The sequence below is a fragment of the Pseudomonas sp. 3A(2025) genome, from assembly GCF_054589175.1.
In genome coordinates this window covers 146285-173249 of sequence record NZ_BAAILM010000031.1, presented here as the reverse complement: position 1 = coordinate 173249, position 26965 = coordinate 146285, and the positions used below count along the sequence as shown (strand labels likewise).

23 protein-coding genes are annotated in these 26965 nt (G+C 59.6%); 2 read left to right on the top strand and 21 right to left on the bottom strand.

All coding sequences use genetic code 11. The annotated features are described in order from the left end of the window. Window positions 1-4: 4 nt before the first annotated feature. From ACYP2A_RS12045 to htpG, 5 genes are all read right to left on the bottom strand, one after another. Window positions 5-2413, bottom strand: coding sequence for a TonB-dependent siderophore receptor (locus ACYP2A_RS12045; protein WP_459745212.1), 2409 nt, complete (start codon window positions 2411-2413; stop codon window positions 5-7). 125 nt (window positions 2414-2538) lie between these two features. Then, window positions 2539-3501, bottom strand: coding sequence for a FecR family protein (locus tag ACYP2A_RS12040; protein ID WP_459745211.1), 963 nt, complete (start codon window positions 3499-3501; stop codon window positions 2539-2541). Further along, window positions 3491-4015: a sigma-70 family RNA polymerase sigma factor gene (locus ACYP2A_RS12035; RefSeq protein WP_459745210.1), complete on the bottom strand. Its 525-nt coding sequence runs from the start codon at window positions 4013-4015 to the stop codon at window positions 3491-3493. The genes ACYP2A_RS12040 and ACYP2A_RS12035 overlap by 11 nt, the downstream gene beginning before the upstream one ends. A gap of 75 nt (window positions 4016-4090) precedes the next feature. Continuing rightward, on the bottom strand, window positions 4091-4819 hold the full coding sequence (locus tag ACYP2A_RS12030; RefSeq protein ID WP_459745209.1) for a dienelactone hydrolase family protein: 729 nt from the start codon (window positions 4817-4819) through the stop codon (window positions 4091-4093). An 81-nt stretch (window positions 4820-4900) separates the two neighbouring features. After that, the gene (gene htpG, locus ACYP2A_RS12025; protein WP_459745208.1) at window positions 4901-6808 is read right to left on the bottom strand and encodes a molecular chaperone HtpG; all 1908 of its coding nucleotides are present in this window, start codon (window positions 6806-6808) and stop codon (window positions 4901-4903) included. Between the two features lie 311 nt (window positions 6809-7119). On the opposite strand from htpG, the gene ACYP2A_RS12020 reads away from it, so the two are divergent. Continuing rightward, a complete protein-coding gene (locus ACYP2A_RS12020) occupies window positions 7120-7386 on the top strand; it encodes a hypothetical protein (RefSeq protein WP_459745207.1) in 267 nt (88 codons plus the stop codon). A gap of 95 nt (window positions 7387-7481) precedes the next feature. On the opposite strand, the gene brnQ is transcribed toward ACYP2A_RS12020, so the two are convergent. From brnQ to sdhC, 10 genes are all read right to left on the bottom strand, one after another. Next, on the bottom strand, window positions 7482-8795 hold the full coding sequence (brnQ, locus tag ACYP2A_RS12015) for a branched-chain amino acid transport system II carrier protein (RefSeq protein WP_459745206.1): 1314 nt from the start codon (window positions 8793-8795) through the stop codon (window positions 7482-7484). Between the two features lie 321 nt (window positions 8796-9116). Further along, window positions 9117-10001: a succinate--CoA ligase subunit alpha gene (gene sucD / locus ACYP2A_RS12010; protein ID WP_056840030.1), complete on the bottom strand. Its 885-nt coding sequence runs from the start codon at window positions 9999-10001 to the stop codon at window positions 9117-9119. Continuing rightward, complete coding sequence (gene sucC, locus ACYP2A_RS12005; RefSeq protein ID WP_056840031.1) at window positions 10001-11167, bottom strand: ADP-forming succinate--CoA ligase subunit beta; 1167 nt, start codon at window positions 11165-11167, stop codon at window positions 10001-10003. The genes sucD and sucC overlap by 1 nt, the downstream gene beginning before the upstream one ends. Before the next feature lie 200 nt (window positions 11168-11367). Beyond that, window positions 11368-12804 (bottom strand): dihydrolipoyl dehydrogenase, encoded by a 1437-nt coding sequence (gene lpdA, locus ACYP2A_RS12000; protein ID WP_459745205.1) that lies wholly within the window; start codon window positions 12802-12804, stop codon window positions 11368-11370. Window positions 12805-12977: 173 nt separating this feature from the next. Then, window positions 12978-14204, bottom strand: coding sequence for a 2-oxoglutarate dehydrogenase complex dihydrolipoyllysine-residue succinyltransferase (odhB, locus tag ACYP2A_RS11995; protein WP_459745204.1), 1227 nt, complete (start codon window positions 14202-14204; stop codon window positions 12978-12980). A gap of 41 nt (window positions 14205-14245) precedes the next feature. Then, entirely contained in the window at window positions 14246-17077 is a 2832-nt protein-coding gene (locus ACYP2A_RS11990) for a 2-oxoglutarate dehydrogenase E1 component (protein WP_459745203.1), read from the bottom strand. Between the two features lie 257 nt (window positions 17078-17334). Then, a complete protein-coding gene (locus ACYP2A_RS11985) occupies window positions 17335-18039 on the bottom strand; it encodes a succinate dehydrogenase iron-sulfur subunit (RefSeq protein ID WP_459745202.1) in 705 nt (234 codons plus the stop codon). An 11-nt stretch (window positions 18040-18050) separates the two neighbouring features. Next, window positions 18051-19823 (bottom strand): succinate dehydrogenase flavoprotein subunit, encoded by a 1773-nt coding sequence (gene sdhA, locus ACYP2A_RS11980; RefSeq protein ID WP_459745201.1) that lies wholly within the window; start codon window positions 19821-19823, stop codon window positions 18051-18053. Between the two features lie 3 nt (window positions 19824-19826). After that, a complete protein-coding gene (sdhD, locus tag ACYP2A_RS11975; RefSeq protein WP_459745200.1) occupies window positions 19827-20195 on the bottom strand; it encodes a succinate dehydrogenase, hydrophobic membrane anchor protein in 369 nt (122 codons plus the stop codon). Then, a complete protein-coding gene (gene sdhC / locus ACYP2A_RS11970) occupies window positions 20189-20563 on the bottom strand; it encodes a succinate dehydrogenase, cytochrome b556 subunit (RefSeq protein ID WP_459745199.1) in 375 nt (124 codons plus the stop codon). The genes sdhD and sdhC overlap by 7 nt, the downstream gene beginning before the upstream one ends. 365 nt (window positions 20564-20928) lie before the next feature. On the opposite strand from sdhC, the gene gltA reads away from it, so the two are divergent. Further along, a complete protein-coding gene (gltA, locus tag ACYP2A_RS11965; RefSeq protein WP_459745198.1) occupies window positions 20929-22218 on the top strand; it encodes a citrate synthase in 1290 nt (429 codons plus the stop codon). Between the two features lie 64 nt (window positions 22219-22282). Here gltA and ACYP2A_RS11960 read toward each other — a convergent pair whose 3' ends face one another. From ACYP2A_RS11960 to ACYP2A_RS11935, 6 genes are all read right to left on the bottom strand, one after another. Continuing rightward, window positions 22283-22891, bottom strand: a complete 609-nt coding sequence (locus tag ACYP2A_RS11960) for an START domain-containing protein (RefSeq protein ID WP_459745197.1) — start codon at window positions 22889-22891, stop codon at window positions 22283-22285. 49 nt (window positions 22892-22940) lie between these two features. Continuing rightward, complete coding sequence (locus ACYP2A_RS11955) at window positions 22941-23198, bottom strand: YkgJ family cysteine cluster protein (RefSeq protein ID WP_459745257.1); 258 nt, start codon at window positions 23196-23198, stop codon at window positions 22941-22943. 94 nt (window positions 23199-23292) lie between these two features. Continuing rightward, window positions 23293-23889 carry a translation initiation factor 2 gene (locus ACYP2A_RS11950; protein WP_459745196.1) on the bottom strand — a complete coding sequence of 199 codons (597 nt, stop codon included), beginning with the start codon at window positions 23887-23889 and terminating at the stop codon, window positions 23293-23295. A 261-nt stretch (window positions 23890-24150) separates the two neighbouring features. After that, entirely contained in the window at window positions 24151-25593 is a 1443-nt protein-coding gene (locus tag ACYP2A_RS11945) for an aminotransferase-like domain-containing protein (RefSeq protein ID WP_459745195.1), read from the bottom strand. Window positions 25594-25802: 209 nt separating this feature from the next. Continuing rightward, a complete protein-coding gene (locus tag ACYP2A_RS11940; protein ID WP_459745194.1) occupies window positions 25803-26609 on the bottom strand; it encodes an OmpA family protein in 807 nt (268 codons plus the stop codon). Continuing rightward, complete coding sequence (locus ACYP2A_RS11935; protein WP_459745193.1) at window positions 26606-26962, bottom strand: DUF4398 domain-containing protein; 357 nt, start codon at window positions 26960-26962, stop codon at window positions 26606-26608. The genes ACYP2A_RS11940 and ACYP2A_RS11935 overlap by 4 nt, the downstream gene beginning before the upstream one ends. Between the last annotated feature and the right edge of the window lie 3 nt (window positions 26963-26965).

Here is a 26965-nt window from a genome sequence, read left to right as displayed (position 1 = left end):
CCGGTCAGTACCTCACGCTGAGGGTGCCGAGCACATGGGCCGGGTCGCCATAGTAATTGCCGTCGGTAGTGGCCACGGTCTCGATGTATTTGCGGTCGGTGAGGTTGCGGCCATTGAGCGAAAGGCGCACATGCTCGTTGATGTCATAGAACAGGCTGGCATCCACACGCGCATAACCGGCCACGTCATAGCTGTTGTCCAGATCGCCTTCGCGCGGGCCGACAAAGACCACCCCGGCGCCAAAACCCAAACCGCGCAGCGCACCTTCCTGCAACTGGTAGCTGGACCACAGCGAGCCACTCAGGGTCGGCACGCCGGTGAGCTTGTTGCCTTCAGCGATCACCGTGTCTTGGGTCACTTCAGCGTTGAGCACGCTGACATTGCCGATCACCTGCCAGCCCGGCAGCGGGTTGCCGCTGACATCCAGCTCGACGCCGCGCACGCGCTGCTCGCCGGTCTGTACGGAAAAGTCGGTGTCGCTCGGGTCGGTGGCGGCAACGTTTTCGCGCACGATCTCGAACGCCGCCAGGGTGGCGCTGAGCTGCTCGGGAATGATGTCGAATTTGGCGCCCACTTCGTACTGCACGCCCTCCTCCGGGTCGAGCACGCGGCCGCTGCGGGCTCTGCCGGTCTGTGGAGCAAACGAAGTGCTGTAGCTGGCGTATAGCGCCAGCCAGTTGTTGGGCTGATAGACCACGCCAAGGCGTGGCGACAGTTGCTCCGGGTCGACATCGGTGCGGGTGGTGCGCAGGCTGGCGTCCAGCGCCTTGCTGACCTGGCGGGTGTCGTCATAGCGGGCGCCGATCAGCAGTTTCCATTGTTCGTTGAGGTCGATCTGGTCTTGCAGATAAACGCTGTAGGACTGCAGGTCGTAGCGGACCTTTTCCTGAAAGGCAAAACTGCCCGGCGTAGCACCGTACACCGGGTTGAAAATGTCCAGCGAGGCCAGTGAAGCCCGGTAACTGGAGGTGTCGCGCTGGCCGTCGATGTACTCGAAGCCCATCAGGGCGGTGTGCTGCAAGCCGCCGGTGGCAAAGCGTGCGATGGCTTCGAATTGCATGTCCAGGGTGCGAATGCTTTCTTCGCCATCGGTGGCACGACGCGCGAGGGTACGGCCATCATTGCCCAGGCTGCGCAGGTCGACCACGTAGCGGTCCTTGTGCGAGTCGTCCCAGCGGGTCATCTGGCGCAGGGTCCAGGTCTCGTTGAGGTCATGCTCGGCGCGGTACCACACCGAGAGCTTGTCGGCCTTGTCGCGGGCCCAGGGTTCGTGCAGATAGCGGTCGGCAGGCATATTGATCTTGCCGTTGATGGGAATCGCGCCGCGGTCGAACGGCGAGGTCTGGTCGATGTACTCGATGCCAGCGTCGACTCGGGTCACGTCACTGGGTTGCCAGCGCAAGGTCGGGGCAATGTAGGTGTGCTTGCTGTCGCGAAACGTATCGCGAAAGCCGCGATCGGTCTGGCTGGCCACCGTCAGGCGACCGGCAAGGGTTTCGGCCGGGTCCAGGGCACCGCTGGTATTGGCTTCCAGGCGATAGAAATCCCCCGTACCGGCCTGCACCTTGGCACTGGCTTCAGGGGTGAAGGATGGCTTGCGGGTCACCAGATTGATCAGGCCGCCCGGATTGCCCCGGCCATAGAGCACCGAGGCCGGGCCCTTGAGCACTTCGACACGCTCGACGTTGGCCAGGTCGCTAAGGGCTTCGGGGCGCGACACCAACGGGTTGAGGGCCATGCCATCGATGGCGTAACTGGTGGCTTGAAAGCCGCGGATCACGAAGCTTTCCGAAGAGCCGCCATGGGTATTGCTGCGCTGGACGCTGCTGACGTTGGCCAGCACATCGCCCAGGCGGTCCAGTTGCCGGTCTTCGATCACCTGGCGCGACACCACTTGCACCGATTGCGGGATATCGCGCAACGCGGTGTCGGTCTTGCTGGCCGTGGCGCTGCGAGTAGCACGATAGCCCTGCACCGGGCCGCCGGCGGTTTCCAGATAACCGCTGCCATGAATGGTCGATGGCGCAAGGTTCAGCGCACCCTGAGGCTGAGGAAACAACAACAGCGTGCGCTCAGGCGTCAGGCTCCAGCCCAGACCGCTGCCCTGCAACAGTTGAACCAGGGCCTGGCGCTCGCTCATCAGGCCTTTGACCGCAGGCGCACGCAGGTCGCGGGCCAAGCCGGCATCAAAGCTCACCTGAATGCCGCTTTGCGCACCGAAAGCCCCCAGGGCAGCGGCCAGCGACTGGGCGGCGATGTCATAGCGGCGCTGTGGCTCGGCGGCCGGTTGCGATGCCTGGGCGTCAATTGCCTGGGTTTGCGCCTGCACGCATGCAGCGCTGGCGATCAGGACACAGCTGAGCGGCCAATGGCAGCACGCATGGCGGAGCAAACGAAAACGCGGCACGGGCATGGCAGGCATTCCTTCATACGTCTGGTTAACATTTGAGATAAATTCTCAATTTCTCCAGAAAGACGCCGTGCTCGAAGTTTTTTTCCAGTTTTTTTCGAAGTTTTTACCGACGCAGTGCAAAAAACTTACAAAACCCGCACCCACGGTGTGATTGTCTGCAAGGGTACGTTCAGCGAACGGGCCAGGGCCTGCAAGGCGCGGTCCGGGTCGCGCAGGTCGAATACGCCGCTGATGCGCCTTTGCGCAAGTTCAGGGTCGGACACCACGATCCAGCCGTGGCTGTAGCGTTGCAGCTGCTCGACAATGTCGGCCACGCTCTGGTCCTCGACATACAGCATGTGCTGACGCCAGGCGGCCACCCGTGCCGCATCGAGCTTGTTGCGCTGGACCTTGCCGGTGGCCCAGTCGACCTGTACGCGTTCACCCGGCAGCAGACGCTCGCTCAAACGCAACCGCTGCTTGTCGCTGGCGTTTTCAGCTTGCACCTGACCATGCTCGAGCACCACTTCGGTTTTGGCCTCTTGCAGGCTCAGTTCGAAGGCGGTACCCAGAACCCGCACGGCCAGCTCGCCGGCAGTGGCCACAAAGGGCCGGGCCGGGTCGGGCGCGACCTGAAAGAAGGCCTGGCCTTGAAGCAATTGCACACGACGCGACGCGTCGCCAGACACGCCAATGGCGCTGCCCGGTGCCAGCACGATACGGCTGCCGTCGGGTAGCTGAACTTCACGGGTTTCGGCGATGCCGGTGCGGTAGTCGGCGCGCCAAAAGAGGCTGGCCTGCGGCATGAACCACACCGCCAGCGCCAGCAAGGCACCGGCCATGGCTGCACGAGGCCAACGGCGTTTGCGCCGAGGGGTCGCGGGGCGAGCAGTGGTCAAGCGCGGAACAGGCGGCGTACTGACAAGCGCTGGTGGCGACAAATGCTCAAGCGCACCCAGCATGCCTTGCATCTGCTGCCAGGCGGCAGCGTGGCGTGGATCAGCGGCCAGCCAGTGTTCGAATTCAGCAAGGTCATCGGGGGATTCGCTCAAGCGGATCTGCCAATCGGCCGCCTGCTCCAGCGGGTCCGGCGTCAGGTTAGCGTCCATGCTGGGCTTCCGACTGAGAGGGCTCGGCAAATACACGGGCCAGTCGCACCAGTGCATCGCGCAAAAGCCTGTGGGCACTGGTCACTGAAACGCCAAGCTGCTCGGCGATCTGCGCCAGGGTGTAACCCCCGAAGCGGTGCATTTCCAGTGCCCGACGGCTGGCCTGGGGCATGGCATCCAGGGCCAGCGCCAGACGCTCCAGCGCCATGCCGTGCTGGAAGGTGTCGGCAGGGTCGTCCAGTTCCATCGGCAGCAACCAGTCCGGCGGCGACACCTGGCGGGCCTGCTCGCGGGCGCGGCTGCGGATCAGGTCGAGCGCCAGGTTGCGCACCACCCGATAGGCATAGGCCACCGGCTGCTCGATGGGCTCGCCACGCCCGGCAATCAGTCGGATGTAAGCCTCCTGAACGATGTCTTCGGCTTGCATACGGTCGCCAGTGATGCCATTGGCATAATTGACCAACTCGCGGCGCAAGCCGAGAAAAACGTCCAGATCGTTTGCCGACCCCGCCATCAATTAGCTCCGCCGCCCCAAAAAGGCTGCCATCTTATGCGCTAACGATACGCATTGCTAATTGATTGGCCGGGCTTAAACGAACACTTCGTCGAGAAAGTCGTACATGGCCTTGAACGCACGGTTCGAGACTTTTTCGTCGTAGAGCATCTTGCCCGGTACATCGGCCGCAGGGTCGGTGAACGAGTGCACTGCACCGCCATACACGTTCAATTGCCAGTCGACACCGGCCCCGTCCATCTCGTGCCTGAAGGCAATCACCTGATCAGCCGGCACCATCGGGTCGGAACTGCCATGCAGCACCAGCACCGCCGCCTGAATGTGGTGTGCGTCTTCCGGTTTAGGAGTATCCAGCGTACCGTGGAATGAAACCGCCGCTTCGATATCAGCACCGCTGCGCGCCAGTTCCAGTGCCGCGCAGCCGCCGAAGCAGAAACCGAATGCCGCCACACGCTTGCTGTCCAGAGACACATCTTTCTGCGCCAGCAATAGTTTGAGCGCCGCCTGCATGCGCTTGCGCAGCTTGAGGCGGTCATCCTTGAGGACGGTCATGGCCTGAGCCGCTTCATCGGCATTGGCAGGTCGCACGCCCTGACCGTAAAGATCAGCCAGCAGCACGACATAGCCCTGCCCGGCCACTGCCCGGGCGATATCTTCGGCGCCCTTGCCGATGCCCATCCAGTTCGGCGCCATGACCAGACCCGGTCGCAGCTGGCTGGCACTGGCGTCGTACACCAGGCGGCTTTCAAAGGGTTGGCCATCGATCTCGTGGACCACAGAACGAACTGTCACGTTATTGCTCATCATTGACTCCTTGCAACGCTGGAAAATTGACCCGGCACAGAAAAGAAAACCCGCCGAGGCGGGTTTTCTTGAGGTCGCTCATCAGACCGAGAGTTCAACCAACAGCTTGTTCAATCGACGCACATAAGCGGCCGGATCTTTCAGGCTGTCACCGACGGCCAGCGCAGCCTGATCGAACAGGATGTGCGACAGCTCGCCAAAGCGCTCTTCGTTCTGCTCGGAGTCGAGCTTGCCGATCAGAGGATGCGCCGGGTTGAATTCGAAGATCGGCTTGGAGTCCGGAACCTTCTGCCCGCTGGCTTCGAGAATCTGGCGCATTTGCAGACCCAGATCCTGTTCGCCTATGGCCAGAATAGCCGGGGAATCGGTCAGGCGATGGGAAACACGCACTTCGCTGACCGACTCGCCGAGCACGGTCTTGATGCGCTCGACCAGGCCTTCTTTCTCTTTGGCCACTTCTTCCTGGGCTTTCTTGTCCTCTTCGGAGTCCAGTTTGCCCAGGTCCAGGTCGCCACGCGCCACGTCGACAAAGCTCTTGCCGTCGAATTCGTTGAGGTAGCTCATCAGCCACTCGTCGATGCGGTCGGTCAGCAGCAGCACTTCGATGCCTTTCTTGCGGAAGACTTCCAGGTGCGGGCTGTTCTTGACCTGCGCGTACGACTCGCCGCTGAGGTAGTAGATCTTGTCCTGGCCTTCTTTGGCGCGGGCCAGGTAATCGACCAGCGCAACGCTCTGCTCGCCGCTTTCGTCGCTGGTGGACGAGAAACGCAGCAGGCCGGCGATTTTTTCCTTGTTGGCGAAGTCTTCGGCCGGGCCTTCTTTGAGCACCTGGCCAAAGTTCTTCCAGAAGCCCTTGTATTGCTCAGGCTCGTTCTTGGCCAGCTTGTCGAGCATGTCCAGCACGCGCTTGGTCAGCGCCGACTTCATCGAATCGATGATCGGGTCTTTCTGCAGGATTTCACGCGAGACGTTCAGCGACAGGTCGTTGGAGTCGACCACGCCCTTGATGAAACGCAGGTACAGCGGCAGGAACGACTCGGCCTGGTCCATGACGAACACGCGCTGCACGTACAGCTTCAGGCCGCGTGGCGCTTCGCGCTGGTACAGGTCGAACGGGGCACGGGCCGGCACGTAGAGCAGCGAGCTGTATTCCAGCTTGCCTTCGACCTTGTTGTGGCTCCAGCTCAGCGGGTTTTCGTAATCGTGACCGATGTGCTTGTAGAACTCCTGGTATTCCTCGTCCTTGATCTCGGTACGCGGACGGGTCCACAGGGCGCTGGCACGGTTGACGGTTTCCCATTCTTCGGCCGGCGCTTCTTCGCCTTCGGCAGCGGCTGGCTGCTGCTTGGGCAACTCGATCGGCAGGGCGATGTGGTCGGAGTATTTCTTGATGATGTTGCGCAGGCGATAGCCGTCGGCGAATTCGCTTTCATCGGCCTTGAGGTGCAGAACGATGCGGGTGCCGCGCTCGGCCTTGTCGATGGTGGCGACTTCAAACTCGCCCTCGCCTTTCGATGACCAATGCACGCCTTCGCTGGCCGGGGTGCCGGCACGACGGCTGTACACGTCGACCTGGTCGGCAACGATGAACGCCGAGTAGAAGCCGACGCCGAACTGACCGATCAGGTGCGAATCTTTTTTCTGGTCGCCGGTGAGGTTTTTCATGAAGTCGGCAGTGCCGGACTTGGCGATGGTACCCAGGTGGGTGATCACATCGTCACGGTTCATGCCAATGCCGTTGTCTTCGAGGGTGACAGTCCTGGCCTCGGCATCGAAGCTCACACGAATCTTCAGCTCTGCGCCGCCTTCGAGCAGTTGCGGGTTGGCCAGGGATTCAAAACGCAGCTTGTCGACGGCATCGGAGGCGTTGGAGATCAGTTCGCGAAGGAAGATTTCCTTGTTGGAATACAGCGAATGGATCATGAGGTGCAGCAGTTGCTTCACCTCGGTCTGGAAGCCCAGGGTTTGCTTTTGAGATTCCACACTCATGTTCGTCAAGCTCCAATTCAATTCAGAGGGTACAGAGCGCCACGCTCAGTGGTGCGTGGCAGCGGGTTGTCATCAAGGTGGGGCCGGCGGGAAGGATTTCAAGGGGGCCAGTGGTCATCATTGCGCGCGTGTTGGAAGCATCCTTGATATTAACAGGCCATCAACACCCTGCATCGAGGCCATCAGTGAAAGTGGCACAGCCTGCATAAGTTCCCGTCATGCTCATTTTAATATTCTGATAATTCGCTGGAACTTACGTTATCGCCAAGGGTTCTTAGGCACGTTAGGTATTCAATAAGGAGAAACACCTCATGCGTAAATCATTTGCTTATGCCTTGATGTTGGCTGCCTCGCTGGGCCTTGCTGCCTGCGATAAAAAATCTGAAAATATTCAGCAAGATGCGAATAAAAAAGCTGAACAATCTCAAGAGTCGATGCAAAAAGCTCAAGAGAAAGTGAACGACGCGGCTAAAGAAAGCCAGGAAGCGGCGCAGAAAAACGCCGAAGCCGCTCAACAGCGCGCCAAAGAAGGCACCACGGCACCCGCCACTACGACGGAAACAGCGCCGAAGCAATAATCCTACTGCTTGAAACTGCTTAAACTAATAAGGCCCGCTTTTTAGCGGGCCTTATTAGTTGTATCGCTTTTAAGTGTTTCAATAACGACGCACTGTTACGCCACTGCTTGCTGACGTCTACCCACGAGACGATCAACCACGACGGCACCTGCCAGGGTAATCACTGACGGGATCAGCCAGGCCATCCCTTCGTGGCTGAATGGCAAGTTTGCCAGCACCTCTGGTAAATGAGCCCCAAGACCTGCGGTCTTGAGGGCGTCGATAATGCCGAACAGCAACGACACGATCATCACCGGCGCCACCACGCGGCTCTGGTTGTGCCACAGGCCCTTGCAGAAGCTCAACGCCACCAACACGATGCACGGCGGGTAGATACCGGTCAGCACCGGTACCGAGACTTCGATCAGGCGCGTCAGCCCCAGATTCGACACCACGAACGAGAATACTGCCAGGCCGATGACCAGCGTGCGGTACGACAACGGCAGCAAGCGACTGAAATATTCGGCACAGGCACAGGTCAGGCCCACTGCGGTCACCAGACACGCCAGGGCGATCAGCACGGCCAGGAAACCACTGCCCAGCCCGCCAAAGGTGTGTTGCACGTAGGCATGCAGCACAGCGGCGCCGTTGCCGGCTTCGGCGGCGATGGCATGGCTGCCGGAACCCAGGCGGAACAGGCTGATGTACACCAGCGCCAGGCCGACGCCAGCAATCAGGCCAGCGATGATTGCATAGCGGGTGATCAGGCGTGGCGAGTCGACGCCGCGCGAGCGAATGGCGTTGACGATCACGATGCCGAAGACCAGCGCGCCCAGGGTATCCATGGTCAGATAGCCCTCGGTGAAGCCTTTGGAGAACGGCGCCGCCACGTAAGCAGGCTGCGCGATACCCATATCACCAGCCGGCAACATGAAGGCCGCGATACCAAGCATAGCCAAGGCAACGATCTTCAGCGGGCCGAGCACCCGGCCGACGGTGTCGAGCAGCCTGCCCGGGTACAACGACACCACCAGCACGATCAGGAAATACACCAGACTATAAAGGAACAACGCCAACGGCGTGTCGCCAGTGAAAGGCGCCATGCCCACTTCGAACGACACGGTCGCGGTGCGCGGCGTGGCAAAGAACGGGCCGACCGCCAGATAGCAGACGGTGGCCAGAATCACACCGGCCACCCGGCCAATCGGGCTGCTCAGGCTGTCCATGGCGCCGCCGACCCTGGCCAGGGCAATCACGGTCAGCACGGGCAGACCGACCGCAGTCACCAGAAAGCCCAGCGCGGCCATCCACACATGCGGGCCGGCCTGCAGGCCGACAAAGGGCGGGAAAATGATATTGCCGGCACCGACGAACAGCGCGAACGTCATGAAGCCCAGTGCCAGGATGTCCTGGCCTTTCAACACTTTCATCTAAGGAACCACACTGCCGAATCAGGAATGAGAAGGTAGATCCCGTGGGTTGGGGAAGGTTTGCAGCTCGGATAGAGCTGACGTGCAGGGCGGCGAGCCTTTGTGAGAGTCAGCCTGCACCGAAGGGCTGCAAGGCTAACCAAATCACGCACAAAACGCACTACCACAGGGCGTCAAATCGACGATATGCACCTGCATGTCGCGTTTATATACATGGTTTGAGCGAATTATCGTGAGGATGCGCGCGTTTCAGGCATGGGTAAAAACACAAAGGCCACCCGAAGGTGGCCTTTGCTGAAGCATCAATCAGTCAGCCGAAGCTTACTTCTTGACTTCCCAACCGGTCAGCTCGGCCAGGGCCTTGCCGATGTCCGCCAGGGAACGAACGGTCTTCACGCCAGCGTCTTGCAGAGCAGCGAATTTCTCGTCTGCAGTGCCTTTGCCGCCGGAGATGATTGCACCGGCGTGGCCCATGCGCTTGCCCGGAGGAGCAGTCACACCAGCGATGTAAGACACTACTGGCTTGGTCACGTTGGCCTTGATGTAGGCAGCCGCTTCTTCTTCAGCCGAACCGCCGATCTCACCGATCATGACGATCGCTTCGGTCTTCGGGTCTTCCTGGAACAGCTTCAGGATGTCGATGAAGTTGGAGCCTGGGATCGGGTCACCGCCGATGCCGACGCAGGTGGACTGACCGAAACCGGCGTCAGTGGTCTGCTTGACAGCTTCGTAGGTCAGGGTGCCGGAGCGCGACACGATACCGACCTTGCCTGGCAAGTGAATGTGGCCTGGCATGATGCCGATCTTGCACTCGCCCGGCGTGATGACGCCTGGGCAGTTAGGGCCGATCAGGACAACGCCCAGCTCGTCACACTTGACCTTGGCTTCCAGCATGTCGATGGTAGGAATGCCTTCGGTGATGCAGACGATCAGCTTGATGCCGGCGAAAGCGGCTTCCAGGATCGAGTCCTTGCAGAAAGGAGCCGGTACGTAGATGACCGAAGCGTCAGCGCCGGTGGTATCTACAGCTTCTTTCACAGTGTTGAACACTGGCAGGTTCAGGTGGGTGGTGCCGCCTTTGCCTGGAGTCACGCCGCCAACCATCTTGGTGCCGTAGGCGATGGCTTGTTCGGAGTGGAAGGTGCCCTGGGAGCCGGTGAAGCCCTGGCAGATAACCTTGGTGTCTTTATTGATCAGAACGCTCATTACTTGCCCTCCGCAGCTTTGACAACTTGTTGAGCAGCATCGGTCAGGCTGGTAGCTGCGATGATGTTCAAGCCGCTTTCTGCCAGTACTTTAGCGCCCAGCTCAGCGTTGTTGCCTTCAAGGCGAACAACAACCGGGATTTTCACGCCGACTTCTTTCACGGCGCCAATGATGCCTTCGGCAATCATGTCGCAGCGAACGATGCCGCCGAAGATGTTGACCAGAACGGCCGCGACATTGGTGTCGGACAGAATGATCTTGAACGCTTCGGTTACGCGTTCCTTGGTTGCACCACCGCCTACGTCGAGGAAGTTGGCAGGCTTGCCGCCGTGCAGGTTGACGATGTCCATGGTACCCATGGCCAGGCCAGCACCGTTGACCATGCAGCCGATGTTACCTTCCAGCGCTACGTAGTTCAGTTCGAACTTGGCAGCGTGAGCTTCGCGAGGATCGTCCTGCGAAGGATCGTGGAATTCCTTCAGCTTTGGCTGACGGTACATGGCGTTGGCGTCGATGTTGATCTTGGCGTCCAGGCAGTGCAGGTCGCCGTCGGCCTTGATCACCAGCGGGTTGACTTCCAGCAGGGCCAGGTCATGGTCCTGGAACAGTTTGGCCAGACCTGTGAAGATCTTGGCGAACTGAGTGACCTGCTTGCCTTCCAGACCCAGCTGGAAAGCCAGATCGCGACCCTGGAATGGCTGAGCGCCAACCAGTGGATCGATGGTGGCCTTGAGAATCTTCTCAGGAGTGTCGTGAGCGATCTTCTCGATGTCCACGCCACCTTCGGTGGAGGCCATGAACACGATACGACGGCTGGAACGATCGACTACAGCGCCCAGGTACAGCTCTTTGGCGATGTCAGTGCACGACTCAACCAGGATCTTGGTCACTGGCTGACCATTGGCGTCGGTCTGGTAAGTTACCAGACGCTTGCCCAGCCATTGCTGAGCGAACGCAGCTGCGTCTTCCTTGCTGCGAACCAGCTTGACGCCGCCCGCTTTACCGCGGCCACCAGCGTGAACCTGAGCCTTGACGACCCACTCGGTGCCGCCAATTTTATCGCAAGCTTCTGCTGCTGCTTCCGGGGTGTCGACTGCGTAGCCTTTGGATACTGGCAGGCCGTATTCAGCGAACAGCTGCTTACCCTGATACTCGTGAAGATTCATGCTTATTACCGTCTTTGTTGGGCATTGCGCATTCGGTGCTGCACATGAAGTGTGCCGCACCACCTGTGACCGCTACTCCGGGTGGACTGCGTGATAGCCCGAAAGCCATCACACCGCCGCCTGAGAGGTCGAGTCCGACACCCTTTCCGCGGTGAACCTTGCGGTTCACGACGGGCATGGCGCCGTGGTTTTCTGTTGCCTTAGCGTTTCTTGCGGTTCTGGATGTGGATGGCGCCGCCATTCACAGCCAGTGCCGCTTCGTGCAGCGCTTCGGACAGTGTCGGGTGAGAGAAGACCATCATGCCCAGGTCTTCGGCACTGCTGCCGAATTCCATGGCGATCGCACCCTGTTGAACCAGTTCGGCAGCGCTCGGGCCGATCACGTGGACGCCCAGGACGCGGTCGGTCTTGGTATCAGCGAGGATCTTGACGAAGCCGCCGGTGTCGTTGGCTGCCAGGGCACGGCCGCTGGCTGCGAACGGGAAGGTGCCGACGTTGACTTCAACGCCTTCAGCCTTGAGGGTTTGCTCGGTCTTGCCGACCCACGCGATTTCCGGGTGGGTGTAGATCACGGACGGGATCAGGTTGTAGTTCATCTGAGCCTTGTGGCCCTTGATGCGCTCGACAACCATGATGCCTTCTTCGGAGGCTTTGTGCGCCAGCATCAGGCCACGTACCACGTCACCGATGGCGTAAACGCCCGGCACGCTGGTAGCGCAGTAGTCGTCGACATAAATGTAGCCACGCTCGTCCAGGGTCACGCCGCTGTCGGCAGCCAGCAGGTCGGTGGTGACCGGACGACGGCCTACGGCCACGATCAGGCGATCGAAGGTGATCTTCTGCTCGCCGTTGGCGTCGGTGTAGGTGACTTCGACTTCGTCGCCATTGACCTGGGAACCGGTCACACGAGCGCCCAGCTTGACGGCCAGACCCTGATTGGTGAAGGTTTTCAGTGCTTCTTTGGCAACGGCTTCGTCAGCGGCCGGCAGGAATTTGTCCAGCGCTTCCAGAACGGTCACTTCAGCGCCCAGGCGAGCCCAGACCGAACCCAGTTCCAGACCGATGACGCCAGCACCGATAACGCCCAGGCGTTTTGGTACTTGCTGGAATTCCAGAGCGCCAGTGGAGTCGACGATGACATTCTGGTCAACCGGAGCCGGTGGAATGTCGATCGGACGCGAACCGGAAGCCAGGATCACGTGCTCGGCTTCGATGATTTCAACGGTGCCGTCAACCTTGGTCAGCTCGACTTTCTTGCCGGCCAGCAGTTTGCCGTGGCCTTGCAGGGAAGTGACGCCGTTGGCCTTGAACAGGCTGGCAACGCCGCCAGTCAGGCCTTTGACGATGGTGGCTTTGCGGCCAACCATGGTCGGTACGTCGATGGACACTTCACCGGTGCTGATACCGTGAACGTTGAAGCTTTTCTTGGCTTCGTAGTATTTCCAGGAGCTGTCCAGCAGCGCCTTGGAAGGAATGCAGCCGACGTTCAGGCAGGTACCGCCCAGCGCCAGTTTGCCTTCCTTGTCCTGATACTTCTCGATGCAGGCAGTCTTGAGACCGAGCTGTGCAGCCTTGATGGCAGCGACATAACCGCCAGGGCCTGCGCCGATCACTACGACGTCGAATTTCTGAGACATATCAAAGAGTTCCTCTTTTAGCTGCGAGCTTCAAGCTGCAAGCTGCAAGCCGGTTTGCGGTGTTTTGCAACACCGGCCTGCAAGCCATTAATTAGATGCATCCATCAGCCACAGGCTACACACCGCTACGCTTCTCTCTCGAAGCTTGCAGCTTGCAACTTGCGGCTGCTCCATCAGATATCCAGCAGCAGACGAGCAGGATCTTCCAGCAGGTTCTTGATGGTAACGAGGAAGGTTACGGCTTCTTTACCATCGATCAAGCGGTGATCGTAGGACAGAGCCAGATACATCATCGGACGAATCACGACCTGACCGTTGACTGCCATCGGGCGTTGCAGAATGTTGTGCATGCCCAGGATTGCCGCTTGCGGCGGGTTGACGATCGGGGTCGACATCATCGAACCGAACGTACCACCGTTGGTGATGGTGAACGTGCCGCCAGTCATCTCGTCGATGGACAGCTTGCCATCACGTGCCTTCTTGCCGAAGGTGGCGATGCCGCCTTCGATTTCAGCCAGGCTCATGTGTTCGGCATTACGCAGTACAGGCACGACCAGACCGCGGTCGCTGGAAACGGCAACGCCGATGTCCGCATAACCGTGGTAAACGATGTCGTTGCCGTCGATCGAGGCGTTGACAGCCGGGAAGCGTTTCAGCGCTTCGGTGGCAGCCTTGACGAAGAACGACATGAAGCCAAGACGCACGCCATTGTGCGACTTCTCGAACAGGTCCTTGTACTTCGAACGCAGGGCCATGACTTCGGTCATGTCGACTTCGTTGAACGTGGTCAGCATGGCCATGTTCGACTGGGCTTCGACCAGACGCTTGGCAACGGTGGCACGAACGCGGGTCATCGGCACGCGCTTCTCGGTACGGTCGCCAGCGGCAACAACCGGCGCAGCGGCGGCAGCAGGCTTGGCAGCAGGCACGGCAGCCGGAGCGGATTTCTTGGCTTCGACAGCCGCAACCACGTCTTCCTTGGTGATGCGACCGTCTTTGCCGGTGCCTTTGACGCTGGCCAGGTTGATGCCGTTTTCTTCGGCCAGCTTGCGGGCAGCCGGTGCGGCGATTGCATCGTCGTCAGCGGCAGCAGCGGCCGGTGCAGCAGCCTGGGCAGGCGCAGCAGCGGGAGCAGCGGCAGCTGGCGCGGCAGCAGCAGTAGCGCCGGCGTCCAGGGTTGCAATCACTTCGTTGGAGAGGACGATGTCGCCCTCGCCTTTCACGATCGACGCCAGAACGCCGTCTGCTTCGGCCAGGACTTCAAGGACAACCTTGTCAGTCTCGATGTCGACCAGCAGTTCGTCGCGTTTCACCGCTTCGCCCGGTTGTTTGTGCCATTTGGAAATGGTGCCGTCGGCAACGGATTCCGGGAAAGAGGGGGCTTTGATCTCGATAGCCATTATCTGTAATTCCTTAATTCGGTTTCTAATGCACGAAGGCGTTAAACAGTGAAGGCATCTTGCAGCAGTTTTTCCTGCTGTTCGGCGTGTATCGAAGCGTAACCACAGGCTGGCGCTGCCGAGGCATCACGACCGGCATACTCGAGCACGAGGTTGCGGTTGTGGTTACCAATGCTGCGACGCAGGTGGTGCTGGCTGCTGTACCACGCGCCCTGGTTCATCGGCTCTTCCTGACACCAGACCACATGTTTGAGGTTGGTGTAAGGCGCGATGGCCTCCATCAGGTCGTCCTCAGGGAACGGATACAGCTGTTCGATACGCACGATGGCGATGTCTTCACGACCTTCGGCACGGCGCTTCTCGAGCAGATCGTAATAAACCTTGCCGCTGCACAGGACCAGACGTTCGACCTTGGCCATATCCTGGGTGTCGATTTCCGGGATAACGGTCTGGAACGAACCTTCTGCCAGATCTTCCAGTGTCGAGATGGCAAGCTTGTGACGCAGCAGCGACTTCGGTGTCAGGACCACCAGCGGCTTGCGCAGCGGGCGAATCACCTGGCGACGCAGCAAGTGGTAGATCTGTGCCGGGGTGGTCGGTACGCAGACCTGAATGTTGTGCTCGGCGCACAGCTGCAGGTAACGCTCCAGACGCGCGGAGGAGTGCTCCGGCCCCTGCCCTTCATAACCATGAGGCAGCAGCATGGTCAGACCGCACAGACGGCCCCACTTGTGCTCGCCGCTGGTGATGAACTGGTCGATCACGACCTGGGCACCGTTGGCGAAGTCGCCGAACTGGGCTTCCCAGATGACCAGCGCATTAGGCTGGGTAGTCGAGTAGCCGTATTCGAAAGCCAGTACCGCTTCTTCCGAGAGGAACGAGTCGAACATGTCGAAACGTGGCTGCTCGGCCGAGAGGTTTTTCAGCGGCACATACGAAGTGGCATCTTTCTGGTTGTGCAGCACGGCGTGACGGTGCGAGAACGTACCGCGACCGACGTCCTGACCGGTAATCCGGATCGGATGGCCTTCGTGCAGCAAAGTGGCGTAGGCCATGGTCTCGGCGTAGCCCCAGTTGATCGGCAAGCCACCGGCCTGCATCTTCTGGCGATCTTCGTAGATCTTGAGCACCTGACGCTGAACCACAAGACCTTCAGGCAGCTCCAGCAACCTGGCGGAGAGTTCCTGCAGGGTCTTGAGGTCGAAGCGGGTGTCGTGACGTGCGGTCCAGGCATGGCCCAGATAAGGACGCCAGTCGACGAACAAATCGCGATTCGGCTCCTTGACCAGGCTCTTGACCACGTGCTGGCCGTTGTCCAGCGCATTACGGTAATCGTCGACCTTGGCCTGGACACCGGCTTCGTCGAACACACCGGACTTGACCAGTTGCTCGGCGTACAGCTCACGGGTGGTGCGCTGCTTGCTGATCTGCTGGTACATCAGCGGCTGGGTGCCACTTGGCTCGTCGGCCTCGTTGTGGCCGCGACGGCGGTAGCAGACCAGGTCGATGACGATGTCACGCTTGAACTGCATGCGATAGTCGATCGCCAGCTGGGTGACGAACACCACTGCCTCAGGATCGTCGCCGTTCACGTGCAGGATCGGCGCCTGGATCATCTTGGCCACGTCGGTGGCGTACTCGGTAGAGCGCGCGTCCAGCGGGTTGCTGATGGTGAAGCCGACCTGGTTGTTGATCACGATGTGCACGGTACCGCCGGTCTTGAAACCGCGGGTCTGCGACATCTGGAAGGTTTCCAGGACCACACCTTGACCGGCAAAGGCAGCATCGCCGTGCAGGGAGATTGGCAGGACCTTTTCGCCGCTCGAATCGTTGCGGCGATCCTGGCGGGCACGAACGGAACCTTCGACCACCGGAGAGACGATCTCCAGGTGCGAGGGGTTGAACGCCATGGCCAGGTGGACTTCGCCGCCTGCGGTCATGACGTTGGAAGAGAAGCCCTGGTGATACTTGACGTCACCGGAACCCAGCTCGACCACTTTCTTGCCTTCGAACTCGTCGAACAGCTCGCGCGGGTTCTTGCCGAAGGTGTTGACCAGTACGTTCAGACGGCCACGGTGAGCCATGCCGATCACGACTTCCTTGACGCCGTAGGAACCGGAGCGCTGGATCAGTTCGTCGAGCATCGGAATCAGGCTTTCGCCGCCTTCCAGGCCGAAACGCTTGGTGCCCGGATACTTGGTGCCCAGGTACTTTTCCAGGCCTTCGGCTGCGGTCACGCGCTCAAGCAGGTGGGCCTTGTTCTCGGCGGAAAACGCCGGGCGGCCGCGCACGCTTTCGAGGCGCTGCATGAACCAGTTGCGCTGCTCGGAATCCACGATGTGAGCGAATTCGGCGCCGATGGTGCGACAATATGTCTGCTCCAACGTCTCGTGAATTTCACGTAGGCTCGCTTCCTCCTTGCCGATGAACAGGTCGCCGGCACGGAAAACGGTATCCAGGTCTGCGTTGGTCAGGCCGTAATGGTTGATCGACAGATCAGCCGGTACGGGACGCTGCCACAGCCCCAGCGGGTCGAGCTGGGCCGCCTGATGGCCGCGTACGCGGTACGCCTGGATGAGCCGCAACACTTCAACCTGCTTCTTCTCGTGTTCGCTGCTCACACTGCCGGCGGACACCGGTTGAGCACGGCGCTGGTTTTTGGCCAGCAACACGAAATGATCGCGAATCGTAGAATGCGATACATCGGTGGCAGAGTTGCCAGCGGTCGGCAACGTCTGAAAGTAGGTGCGCCATTCATCTGGCACAGCGTTAGGGTCGTGCAGGTAGAGCTCGTAGAGCTCTTCCACATAGGCAGCGTTACCACCGGATAGGTGGGCACTGTTCCACATGCGCTGCATCACGCTTTCTTGCATGCTTGGTCACCCTCGGTAAGGGGACACCACCGGCGAAGACCCAATAGCAAGCCTGAGACGGTCGTGTGCAGCGACCAAAACAAGTCACCAAGGATCACGCAGATAGTCCGGGTACCAGCCCGGATGCCCCTGCTGGTCTCATTTCTTCAAAGTTAGAGTGGCAGCCTTGCGGGCCACGACTCTGGTTAAACCATGGCGCGGGTTTGCCCGCGCCATGGCAGCTTACGGTACAGCGATGTAGCGGTTAAAACGGTGTATCAAACGCCACTGCTGAGCAACATGTTGCGTACGTGCCCGATCGCCTTGGTAGGGTTAAGGCCCTTCGGACAGACGTTGACGCAGTTCATGATGCCGCGGCAGCGGAATACGCTGAACGGATCGTCCAGCGAAGCAAGACGCTCTGCGGTGTACGTGTCGCGGCTGTCGGCCAGGAAACGATAAGCCTGCAGCAGTGCAGCCGGGCCCAGGAACTTGTCCGGGTTCCACCAGAAGGACGGGCACGAGGTCGAGCAGCAAGCGCACAGGATGCACTCGTACAGACCGTCGAGCTTTTCGCGCTCTTCCGGGCTTTGCAGACGTTCGATGGCCGGAGCCGGCGTGTCGTTCTGCAGGAAAGGCTTCACCTTCTCGTACTGCTTGTAGAAGATGCTCATATCGACGACCAGGTCACGAATAACAGGCAAACCAGGCAGCGGACGCAGCACCAGCTTGTTGTTCTTGACCACAGCCGACAGCGGCGTGATGCATGCCAGGCCGTTTTTGCCGTTGATGTTCATGCCGTCGGAACCGCACACACCCTCACGGCACGAGCGACGGTACGAGAAACCCTCGTCCTGTTCCTTGATCAGTGCCAGCACATCCAGCACCATCAGATCCTTGCCACCGGTGTCGACGTCGAAGACCTGGGTCTTGGGCGCCGAGTCGGTGTCGGGGTTGTAGCGATAAACTTCGACTTTCAACATAGCGGCCACCCTTAGTAAGTCCGGATTTTCGGTTCAAACGCCGGTACGGTCTTCGGCGCGAAGTTGACTGAACGCTTGGTAACGCGCTTGTCACCCGGGAAATACAGGGTGTGGCACAGCCAGTTTTCGTCGTCGCGGTCTTCGAAGTCTTCACGGGCGTGGGCACCGCGGGACTCTTTACGCGCTTCGGCGGCGATGGCAGTTGCCTCAGCAACTTCAAGCAGGTTCTGCAGCTCCAGCGCTTCGATACGCGCGGTGTTGAAGGCCTGGGACTTGTCGTTGATCTTGACGTTGGCGATGCGCGCACGCAGGCCAGCCAGTTGCTCGATACCCTTCTGCATGTATTCGCCGGTACGGAATACACCGAAGTAGTTCTGCATGCAGCTTTGCAGCTCGCGACGCAGAGTTGCCACGTCTTCACCGTCGGTACGCGAGTTCAGCGCGTTCAGGCGACCCAGCGCACGCTCGATATCGGCCTCGGTGGCCTCATCGTACTGAACGCCATCGGACAGGGCTTTTTCCAGGTGCAGGCCGGCAGCGCGACCGAATACCACCAGGTCGAGCAGCGAGTTGCCGCCCAGACGGTTGGCACCGTGAACCGATACGCACGCCACTTCACCGACTGCGAACAGACCTGGCAGGATAACGTCGTTGCCGTCGGCATCCTGGGTCATTGCCTGACCATGAATGTTGGTGGCAACGCCGCCCATCATGTAATGGCAGGTTGGTACGACAGGCACTGGCGCCAGAACCGGGTCAACGTGAGCGAAGGTCTTGGACAGCTCACAGATACCTGGCAGACGGCTGTGCAGCACTTCTTCACCGAGGTGGTCGAGCTTGAGCATCACGTGGTCGCCGTTAGGGCCACAGCCGTTGCCGGCGATGATTTCCTTGACCATGGAACGGGCCACGACGTCACGACCGGCAAGGTCCTTGGCGTTGGGCGCGTAACGCTCCATGAAACGCTCGCCGTGCTTGTTGATGAGGTAACCACCTTCACCACGGCAACCTTCGGTAACCAGTACACCTGCGCCGGCGATGCCGGTCGGGTGGAACTGCCACATTTCGATGTCCTGCACCGGCACGCCGGCACGCAGGGCCATGCCCACGCCGTCGCCAGTGTTGATCAGGGCATTGGTGGTGGAGGAATAGATACGGCCTGCGCCGCCGGTGGCCAGTACGGTCGCCTTGGAGCGAATGTACGAGGTTTCGCCGGTTTCGATGCAGATGGCGATGATGCCGACGAAGTCGCCGTTGGCATTCTTCACCAGGTCAACGGCATAGTATTCGTTGAGGAATACGGTGCCGGCCTTCAGGTTGCCCTGATACAGCGTGTGCAGCAGCGCGTGACCGGTACGGTCGGAAGCGGCGCAGGTACGGGCAGCCTGGCCACCCTTGCCGAAGTCCTTGGACTGGCCACCGAACGGACGCTGGTAGATACGGCCGGTTTCGGTACGCGAGAACGGCAGACCCATATGGTCGAGTTCGAATACGGCAGCAGGACCTTCCTGACACATGTACTCGATCGCGTCCTGGTCACCGATGTAGTCCGACCCTTTTACGGTATCGTACATGTGCCAGCGCCAGTCGTCGTTCGGGTCTGCCGAAGCGATGGCGCAGGTGATACCACCCTGGGCCGAAACGGTGTGCGAACGGGTCGGGAATACCTTGGTGACCACGGCAGTCTTGTGACCGCCCTGGGCCAGTTGCAAGGCTGCGCGCATACCCGCGCCGCCGCCGCCAACGATGATGGCGTCGAAAGAAAGTGTGTTAGTGCTAGCCATTGATCAGATACCCCAAAGAATCTGCACGCCCCAGACGAAGTAAGCGAACATCGCAACGCCGCATACGGTCTGGAAGAGGAAACGTACTGCAGTTGCCGATTTGCCCAGCGCCATCGGCGTCAGGTAGTCGGTAGCGATGGTCCACATGCCGACCCAGGCGTGAGCGCCCAGACCGACGAGGGCCAGCAGACTGAAGATACGCATCCAGGTGGTCGAGAACAGCACATGCCACTGGGCATATTCGAGACCTGGGTGAGCAACGAGGTAGCCGATCAGGAAAATGAAGTAAGCCGCGAGCACGACCGCAGAAACCCGCTGCGCCATCCAGTCGTAAAGACCCGAGCGGGAAAGGTTAGTGACGTTGGTTACCATATCCAGACTCCCGCCAGCACGATCAGTACCACAGAAACGACGATTACGATTTTGGACCCCAGCTTGCCGCCTTCCAGCGTCTCGCCGACACCCGCGTCCATGATCAGGTGGCGCACGCCGGCCACCAGGTGATACAGCAGGGCAGACAGCAAGCCCCAGATAACAAGCTTCGCCAGCGGGCTGGTCAGACACGCTTTTACTTCACCGAAACCTTCCTCGGATGCCAGCGACTTGTCCAATGCATAAAGCATGATGGCAATGCCGACAAAGAGAATGACACCGGAAACACGGTGAAGAATGGACGTGTAAGCAGTGACTGGGAGCTTGATTGTCCTTAGGTCTAGATTTACAGGTCGTTGGCTTTTCACGGCTTTTTTTTCACACTGAAGAGCCCCTAACAGGCAAGGGCAAGTTGTTGGGAAGTGCACTGGTCAGGTACCCACTACCCACGAAGTGACGACCACCTGGAGCGGGCTCTAAAGCCCATGGCAGTCGGACGCCGAGTATAGACAGTTAGGCTATTAATGACAACGCGAAGACGCCCCGCAAACGGCGGATTGCGTGACTGCAGCAAAAGGCGTAGAGGAGTAGGAATAATACGAAAATTCTGCGTGCCGGAAGGGCTTTGGAACACGACTTTAGGCAAATTGACTTTAGAATTTATCTCACTATAGTGATGCGGGCCCTGCGTGGGGGGCCTGTCTGATGATTTGAAGCATAAATAGGAGGCCATATGGCTGACAAAAAAGCGCAGTTGATCATCGAGGGCACCGCCCCCGTCGAGCTGCCCATTCTGACCGGCACTGTCGGTCCCGATGTGATCGATGTGCGCGGACTCACTGCCACCGGCCGCTTCACCTTCGACCCCGGCTTCATGTCGACCGCCTCTTGCGAGTCGCAGATCACCTATATTGACGGTGACCAGGGCATCCTGCTGCACCGCGGCTACCCGATCGAACAACTGGCCAGCCAGTCGGACTATCTGGAAACCTGCTACCTGCTGCTCAACGGCGAACTGCCAACTGCCGAGCAGAAAGCCCAGTTCGTGGCAGTGGTGAAAAATCACACCATGGTTCACGAGCAACTCAAGACCTTCTTCAACGGTTTCCGTCGCGACGCCCACCCGATGGCCGTCATGTGCGGCGTGGTTGGCGCCCTGTCGGCGTTCTATCACGACTCGCTGGACATCAATAACCCGCAGCACCGCGAGATTTCCGCGATTCGCCTGGTCGCCAAAATGCCGACCCTGGCCGCGATGGTCTACAAGTACTCCATGGGCCAGCCCATGATGTACCCGCGCAACGACCTGAGCTACGCCGAAAACTTCCTGCACATGATGTTCAACACCCCGTGCGAGATCAAACCGATCAGTCCGACCCTGGCCAAGGCCATGGACAAGATCTTCATCCTGCATGCCGACCACGAGCAGAACGCCTCGACGTCTACCGTGCGCATGGCCGGCTCTTCGGGCGCCAACCCGTTTGCCTGCATCGCAGCCGGTATCGCAGCACTCTGGGGCCCGGCTCACGGCGGCGCCAACGAAGCCGTGCTGACCATGCTCGACGAAATTGGCGATGTATCGAACATCGATACCTACATTGCCAAGGCCAAGGACAAGAACGATCCGTTCAAGCTCATGGGCTTCGGTCACCGCGTCTACAAGAACCGCGACCCGCGCGCCACCGTGATGAAGCAGACCTGCGACGAAGTGCTGGCCGAGCTGGGCATCCACAACGATCCGCAGCTTGAACTGGCCATGCGCCTGGAAGAGATCGCCCTGACCGATCCTTACTTCATCGAGCGCTCGCTGTACCCGAACGTCGACTTCTACTCGGGGATCATCCTCAAGGCGATCGGCATTCCAACCAGCATGTTCACCGTGATCTTCGCCCTGGCGCGGACTGTCGGCTGGATCTCGCACTGGAAAGAAATGCTCTCCAGCCCGTACAAGATTGGCCGCCCGCGCCAGCTGTACACCGGCGAAGTGCAGCGCGACCTCAAGCCGCTGGCGGACCGCAAGTAAGCAAGCGACAGCGCACAAGCAAAGGGCTGCCAATGGGCAGCCCTTTGTTTTTCCGGCTGAAAAATCAGGGCTTCGCCGCCCTCTCCTTCAGCGCCTTGAGCGTATTGAAAGGCGCATCGACCACGAACTTGTTGGACAGCCATGACGGCACGCTACCGCCGGGATCAGTGTGCACCTGATAGGTCACTTCGGTGCGACCTGCACCTTTGGGAGTCAACTGCCAGAAGCCCTCGACCTGGGCCACGCGCTCATAACCCTTCTCTCTTGGCACATAGTCAGGCACGCCCTGCAAGGTACGCTTGAGCGAGCCATCAGCCTCCTGACGGGTCGTGACCAGCAACACCGAATCCCTTGGCGTTACCGGCCACGGAGTCTTGAACCGGGTATAGGTCCAAGCCTTGTCACCTTCATGCTTGAGCAGCTTTTGCGACTCACACTCGTGAATCCAGGCACACGCACCCGCCACATCCTCTTGCAGGGCACGAAGCCTGTCGATACCGACATCCAGTGTGGTGACGCCACGGTAGGCCTTGTATTTGGAGCCTGGCACTTCGCTTAGCCAGACCTTGATACCGCCTTCATCCTTGGCCAGTTGCCAATCTTCGGCATGCGCCCCACTACTGAGCAGTACAGTTACACCACATGCAACAGCCAACCGATACAGCAACGCCATGGGTCATTCCTCATAAAGAGCTTACCGTCACGCCGCCGACCGCACGCGGTCACGCCACTGCCGTGACCTGTTCCCACCAGCCGATCAGGCGAATCGCATCCGCCCGGTCAACACCGCAGACATCCTCGGCCGCCTTGAACTGACCGCACACTTCAGGACGCTCAGGCTTGCCAAACAGACCGCAGAGAAACTCGACCGTCAGATGCAAACAATGAACACCCGCCGGCTTACCCTCGGGCATGCCAGGAATGGGAGAAGTGATGGAGGGCGCGATGCAGCAGGCACCACAACCGAAACGGCAGTCCATGACGCGATTTACCTTGAAAGTCAGAAGAAAGGATAGCGGTATTGCTCGCCCCAACATGCGCTTGAAAATGCCATAGCTGGCGGCAAACCGGGCGTTATTGCTTGAATTTGAAGTCCAGCGCAGCGCCTTCGACTTCACGGCGGCTTTCGTTGCGCATCTGCAGCTGCATCTCGTTGCTCAGCAACCGGCCATTCAGCTCGAAGCCCTCAGGATCACTGGATGAGGCCTTGTCACCAAACATCGGCGGCAACAGAGGCTTGCGCCGTGCCGTGATCACCTTGGGCGGCGGCTCCAGCTCCTGAACCAGCTCCGGTGGCAGACTCAGGTCGAGCCGGGTCTTGCCCAGGCCTGTTTCTTTGGCCACTGCAGCGGTCTTGGCGGCCTGACGCTTTTGCACCTGCTCTTCGCGCTTGCTCACCGCCTTGGCAGCCGGCTTGTTTGCAGACGTTTTTTTCTCCTCGACCACCGAGGCCCTGGCAACCTTGCTGCCCTTGTCCGAACGAACCTCGGCAGGCTTGGGCGCTACGCCCGAATCGCCTTTGCCAATCACCACCGGCACCACAGGCACGTTGGGGGTGAGTTCATGCACAGGCGCCGCCGGCTTGCTGGCTACCGAACCCGTGACGACATCAGCCACCGGCTTGTCGAGTGTGGAAGGCACGGTCGAGGGCAGCACAGGCGCGACTGGCATAGGCGTCGCCGTTATGGCCGGCGTCAGCTGCGCAGCAGGCGCCTGGGCAGGTGCAGCACTCTGGGCGGCTTGGGTTTTCGGCTTGGGCACCACCGGTTCCTGGTGTTTGTCACAAGCGCCCAACAACACAAAAACAAGCAATCCGAGACAACGAAAAGCATTCATAGGCAGACAATTGAATAGGCAGAAAGCCACATGCTGTCCTTTTGCAGCGTTGATGACAAGCGCCAGCCCGATCACCGGGACAAAAATCTGTACCCATCAGTAACCAATTGCCGTGTCCTGGCACAATTGTCGGGCCAGCATCCCCAATGTCATCAGCGCACGCTCTGCCTCGCGGTTCCAGGGCATGCCACAGTTGATGCGTATGCAATGATTGAACTGTTCTGTATTACTGAAGATCAGCCCCGGTGCGATACTGATGCCCTGCTCCAGCGCCCTGACGTGCAATTCCTGGGTGTTGACCCGCCCTGGCAGACTGACCCATAAAATGAACCCGCCGACCGGACGGCTCATTTGCGTGCCCTCCGGGAAGTATTGCTGAACCGCCAGCTGATAGGCACTGAGGTTTTTGCGGTACTCCACGCGAATGTAACGCAGATGCCGGTCATAACCGCCGTTTTCCAGATAAGCCGCCACCCCCATTTGCGTCACGCTGCATGCCGAATGCGTACTGAATGTCTGCAAACGCTGGATCTCACCGTGAAATTTGCCGCCCGGAATCATCCAGCCAATGCGCACACCCGGCGACAGGGTCTTGGAGAAGCTGGAGCAGTAAATCACCCGGTCCTGGCGATCGTATGCCTTGAGCGCCTTGGTACGACCGATTTCGAACATCAGTTCGCCATAGATATCGTCTTCGATGACCTGGATATCGAAATCCGACACCAGGCGCAGCAGGTTCTTCTGCCGCTCCTCAGGCATGGTCGCACCCAACGGGTTACTGGTTCGCGCGGTCAGTACCAGCGCCTTGATCGACCATTGATTGGCCGCCAGCTGCAAGGCTTCCAGGCTGATACCGGTCACCGGATCGCTAGGAATCTCGATGACTTTCAGCCCAAGCAAATCGGCCAGCTGCAGCAGGCCGTAATAGGCCGGCGACTCGGCAGCGATCAGGTCGCCCGGCCGGGTCACGACCCGAAGGGCCATTTGCAATGCATCGACGCAACCGTGGGTGATGATGACTTCGGACGGGTCGACCACCACACCGGCATCGCGCATGCGAATCGCCACCTGACGGCGCAATGGCTCGAAACCCGGGCTGAACATGTAGCTGAATGCGCGCGGGCTATGAAAGCGCGTGACCTTGGCCAGTTGCTGGTGCAAGGCGCGCACGGGCAGATAGTCCACATGCGGCACCGCCGCACCAAGGGCAAACACCCCTTCACGGCGCGACTCCACCAGGACCTGCTGAATAATACTGCTGCGCGTAACTAGGCTGGGCCTTTCGACCCGGGCGATATCGGGAGTCGATGCAGTCAGTGCAGGCGTCTGGTGCACGTAGTAGCCAGACTGCGGACGCGCGCGGATCAGCCCCTGATCTTCAAGGTTGGCGTAGGCCTGTAGCACCGTCGCGTGGCTGACATTGAGCTGCGAGCTCATCTTGCGTACCGAAGGCACACGCTCTCCCGGCTGGTAGACGCCACGGCGAATATCTTCGGCAAGCTGCTTGGCGATACGTTGGTAAAGCAACAAATTGGTCATGAATCAGCCTCACAACGACCGACAATTTTTTATTTTTTGGGAAAAACAACCATAACAGTGCAAAAGTGTACTGGGACAGTTCTTCCAGATGCGGGACATTGTGCACGCTGACAGAAATTATTGGCAGGTGTATACGCCAAAAGAGCCAGCATTAAAGCCAAAAAAAGCCCGGCGTCGTAAACGAGGCCGGGCTTTTTTATACAAACGCTTTAACGAGGCTCGCTGAGCACCCCTTTATCGTCGGAAAAAACGATTTCCACACGTCGGTTTTGTGCCCGACCACGCTCGGTAGCGTTCACATCCACTGGAAATTGCTCGCCATAGCCTTCGACCTGAACGCGTTTTTCGTTCACACCCAGATCGACCAGCATATCGGCCACCGACTGGGCACGCTCTCTGGACAGCTTCAGGTTACCCTGCCGGTCACCGGTGTTATCGGTATAGCCTTCGATGCGGATGACACGCCGCGGATTGAGCTGCATGAACTGCACAACCTTGAGCACCGTGCGATTGGCCGAGTTTTTGAGCTCGGTATCGCCCTCATCGAACAGCATGTCACCCAGGGTCATGACCAGACCACGATCGCTCTGAGTCGTCGCCAGACTGAGAATCTGGTCCTCAAGCCATTTACCCTGGCGCTGCGCACCGGCCAGTTTGGCCTCACGCAGCGCCAGTTGCAGGCGTTGGCGATCCAGCTCCATTTTCGCCAGCCCTTCCTGCGCGAGCACCAGGTTGCTGTGCTCGCGAGCGATCTCACTGTAGCGGCTGCTCAGGTAGGCGTAGTGACGTACATCCTCACCACTGCCCACATAACTGGACAAACGCTCGGCCCGCGCCAGCGACTCACCGGCACGAATCACATCCTTGGGCGCACTGCGCAGCACGTCAGTGTCTTCTTTGACCTTTTGAAAGTCGGCGCTGGCTTTTTGCAGATCCTGATCGCTGCCATGCTGGCTGGCGCAACCACTCAAACCCAATAGCAGACAGGCACCGAAAACCGGAGCAAGACGATTCATTGCGCCTCCTTCAACTGCTTGCGCAGACGTTCCAGGCGAGTCTCAAGCTGTACACGCTGCTCTTCGCTCTTGAGGGTCAACACACGGGCCTCGGCCAGTCGTGCATCGAGTTCGGCCTGTTCGGCCTGCATGCGCGCCTGCTTATACGATTGCGCCAGCATATCGGCACGCGCCTGAGCGAACTTATCAGTGGCTTGCTGCATGGACGGTTGCGCTTCGGGGTCGGCACCCACCGCCCTGGCCTGATGCAAGGCCTGCTCGGTCAGCTTCATTTGTTCGGACGGGGCCGGGTCATTGGCACAACCGGCCAGCGTGACAGTCGCCATGCAGGCGAACAGAAAACGAATACTCACAAA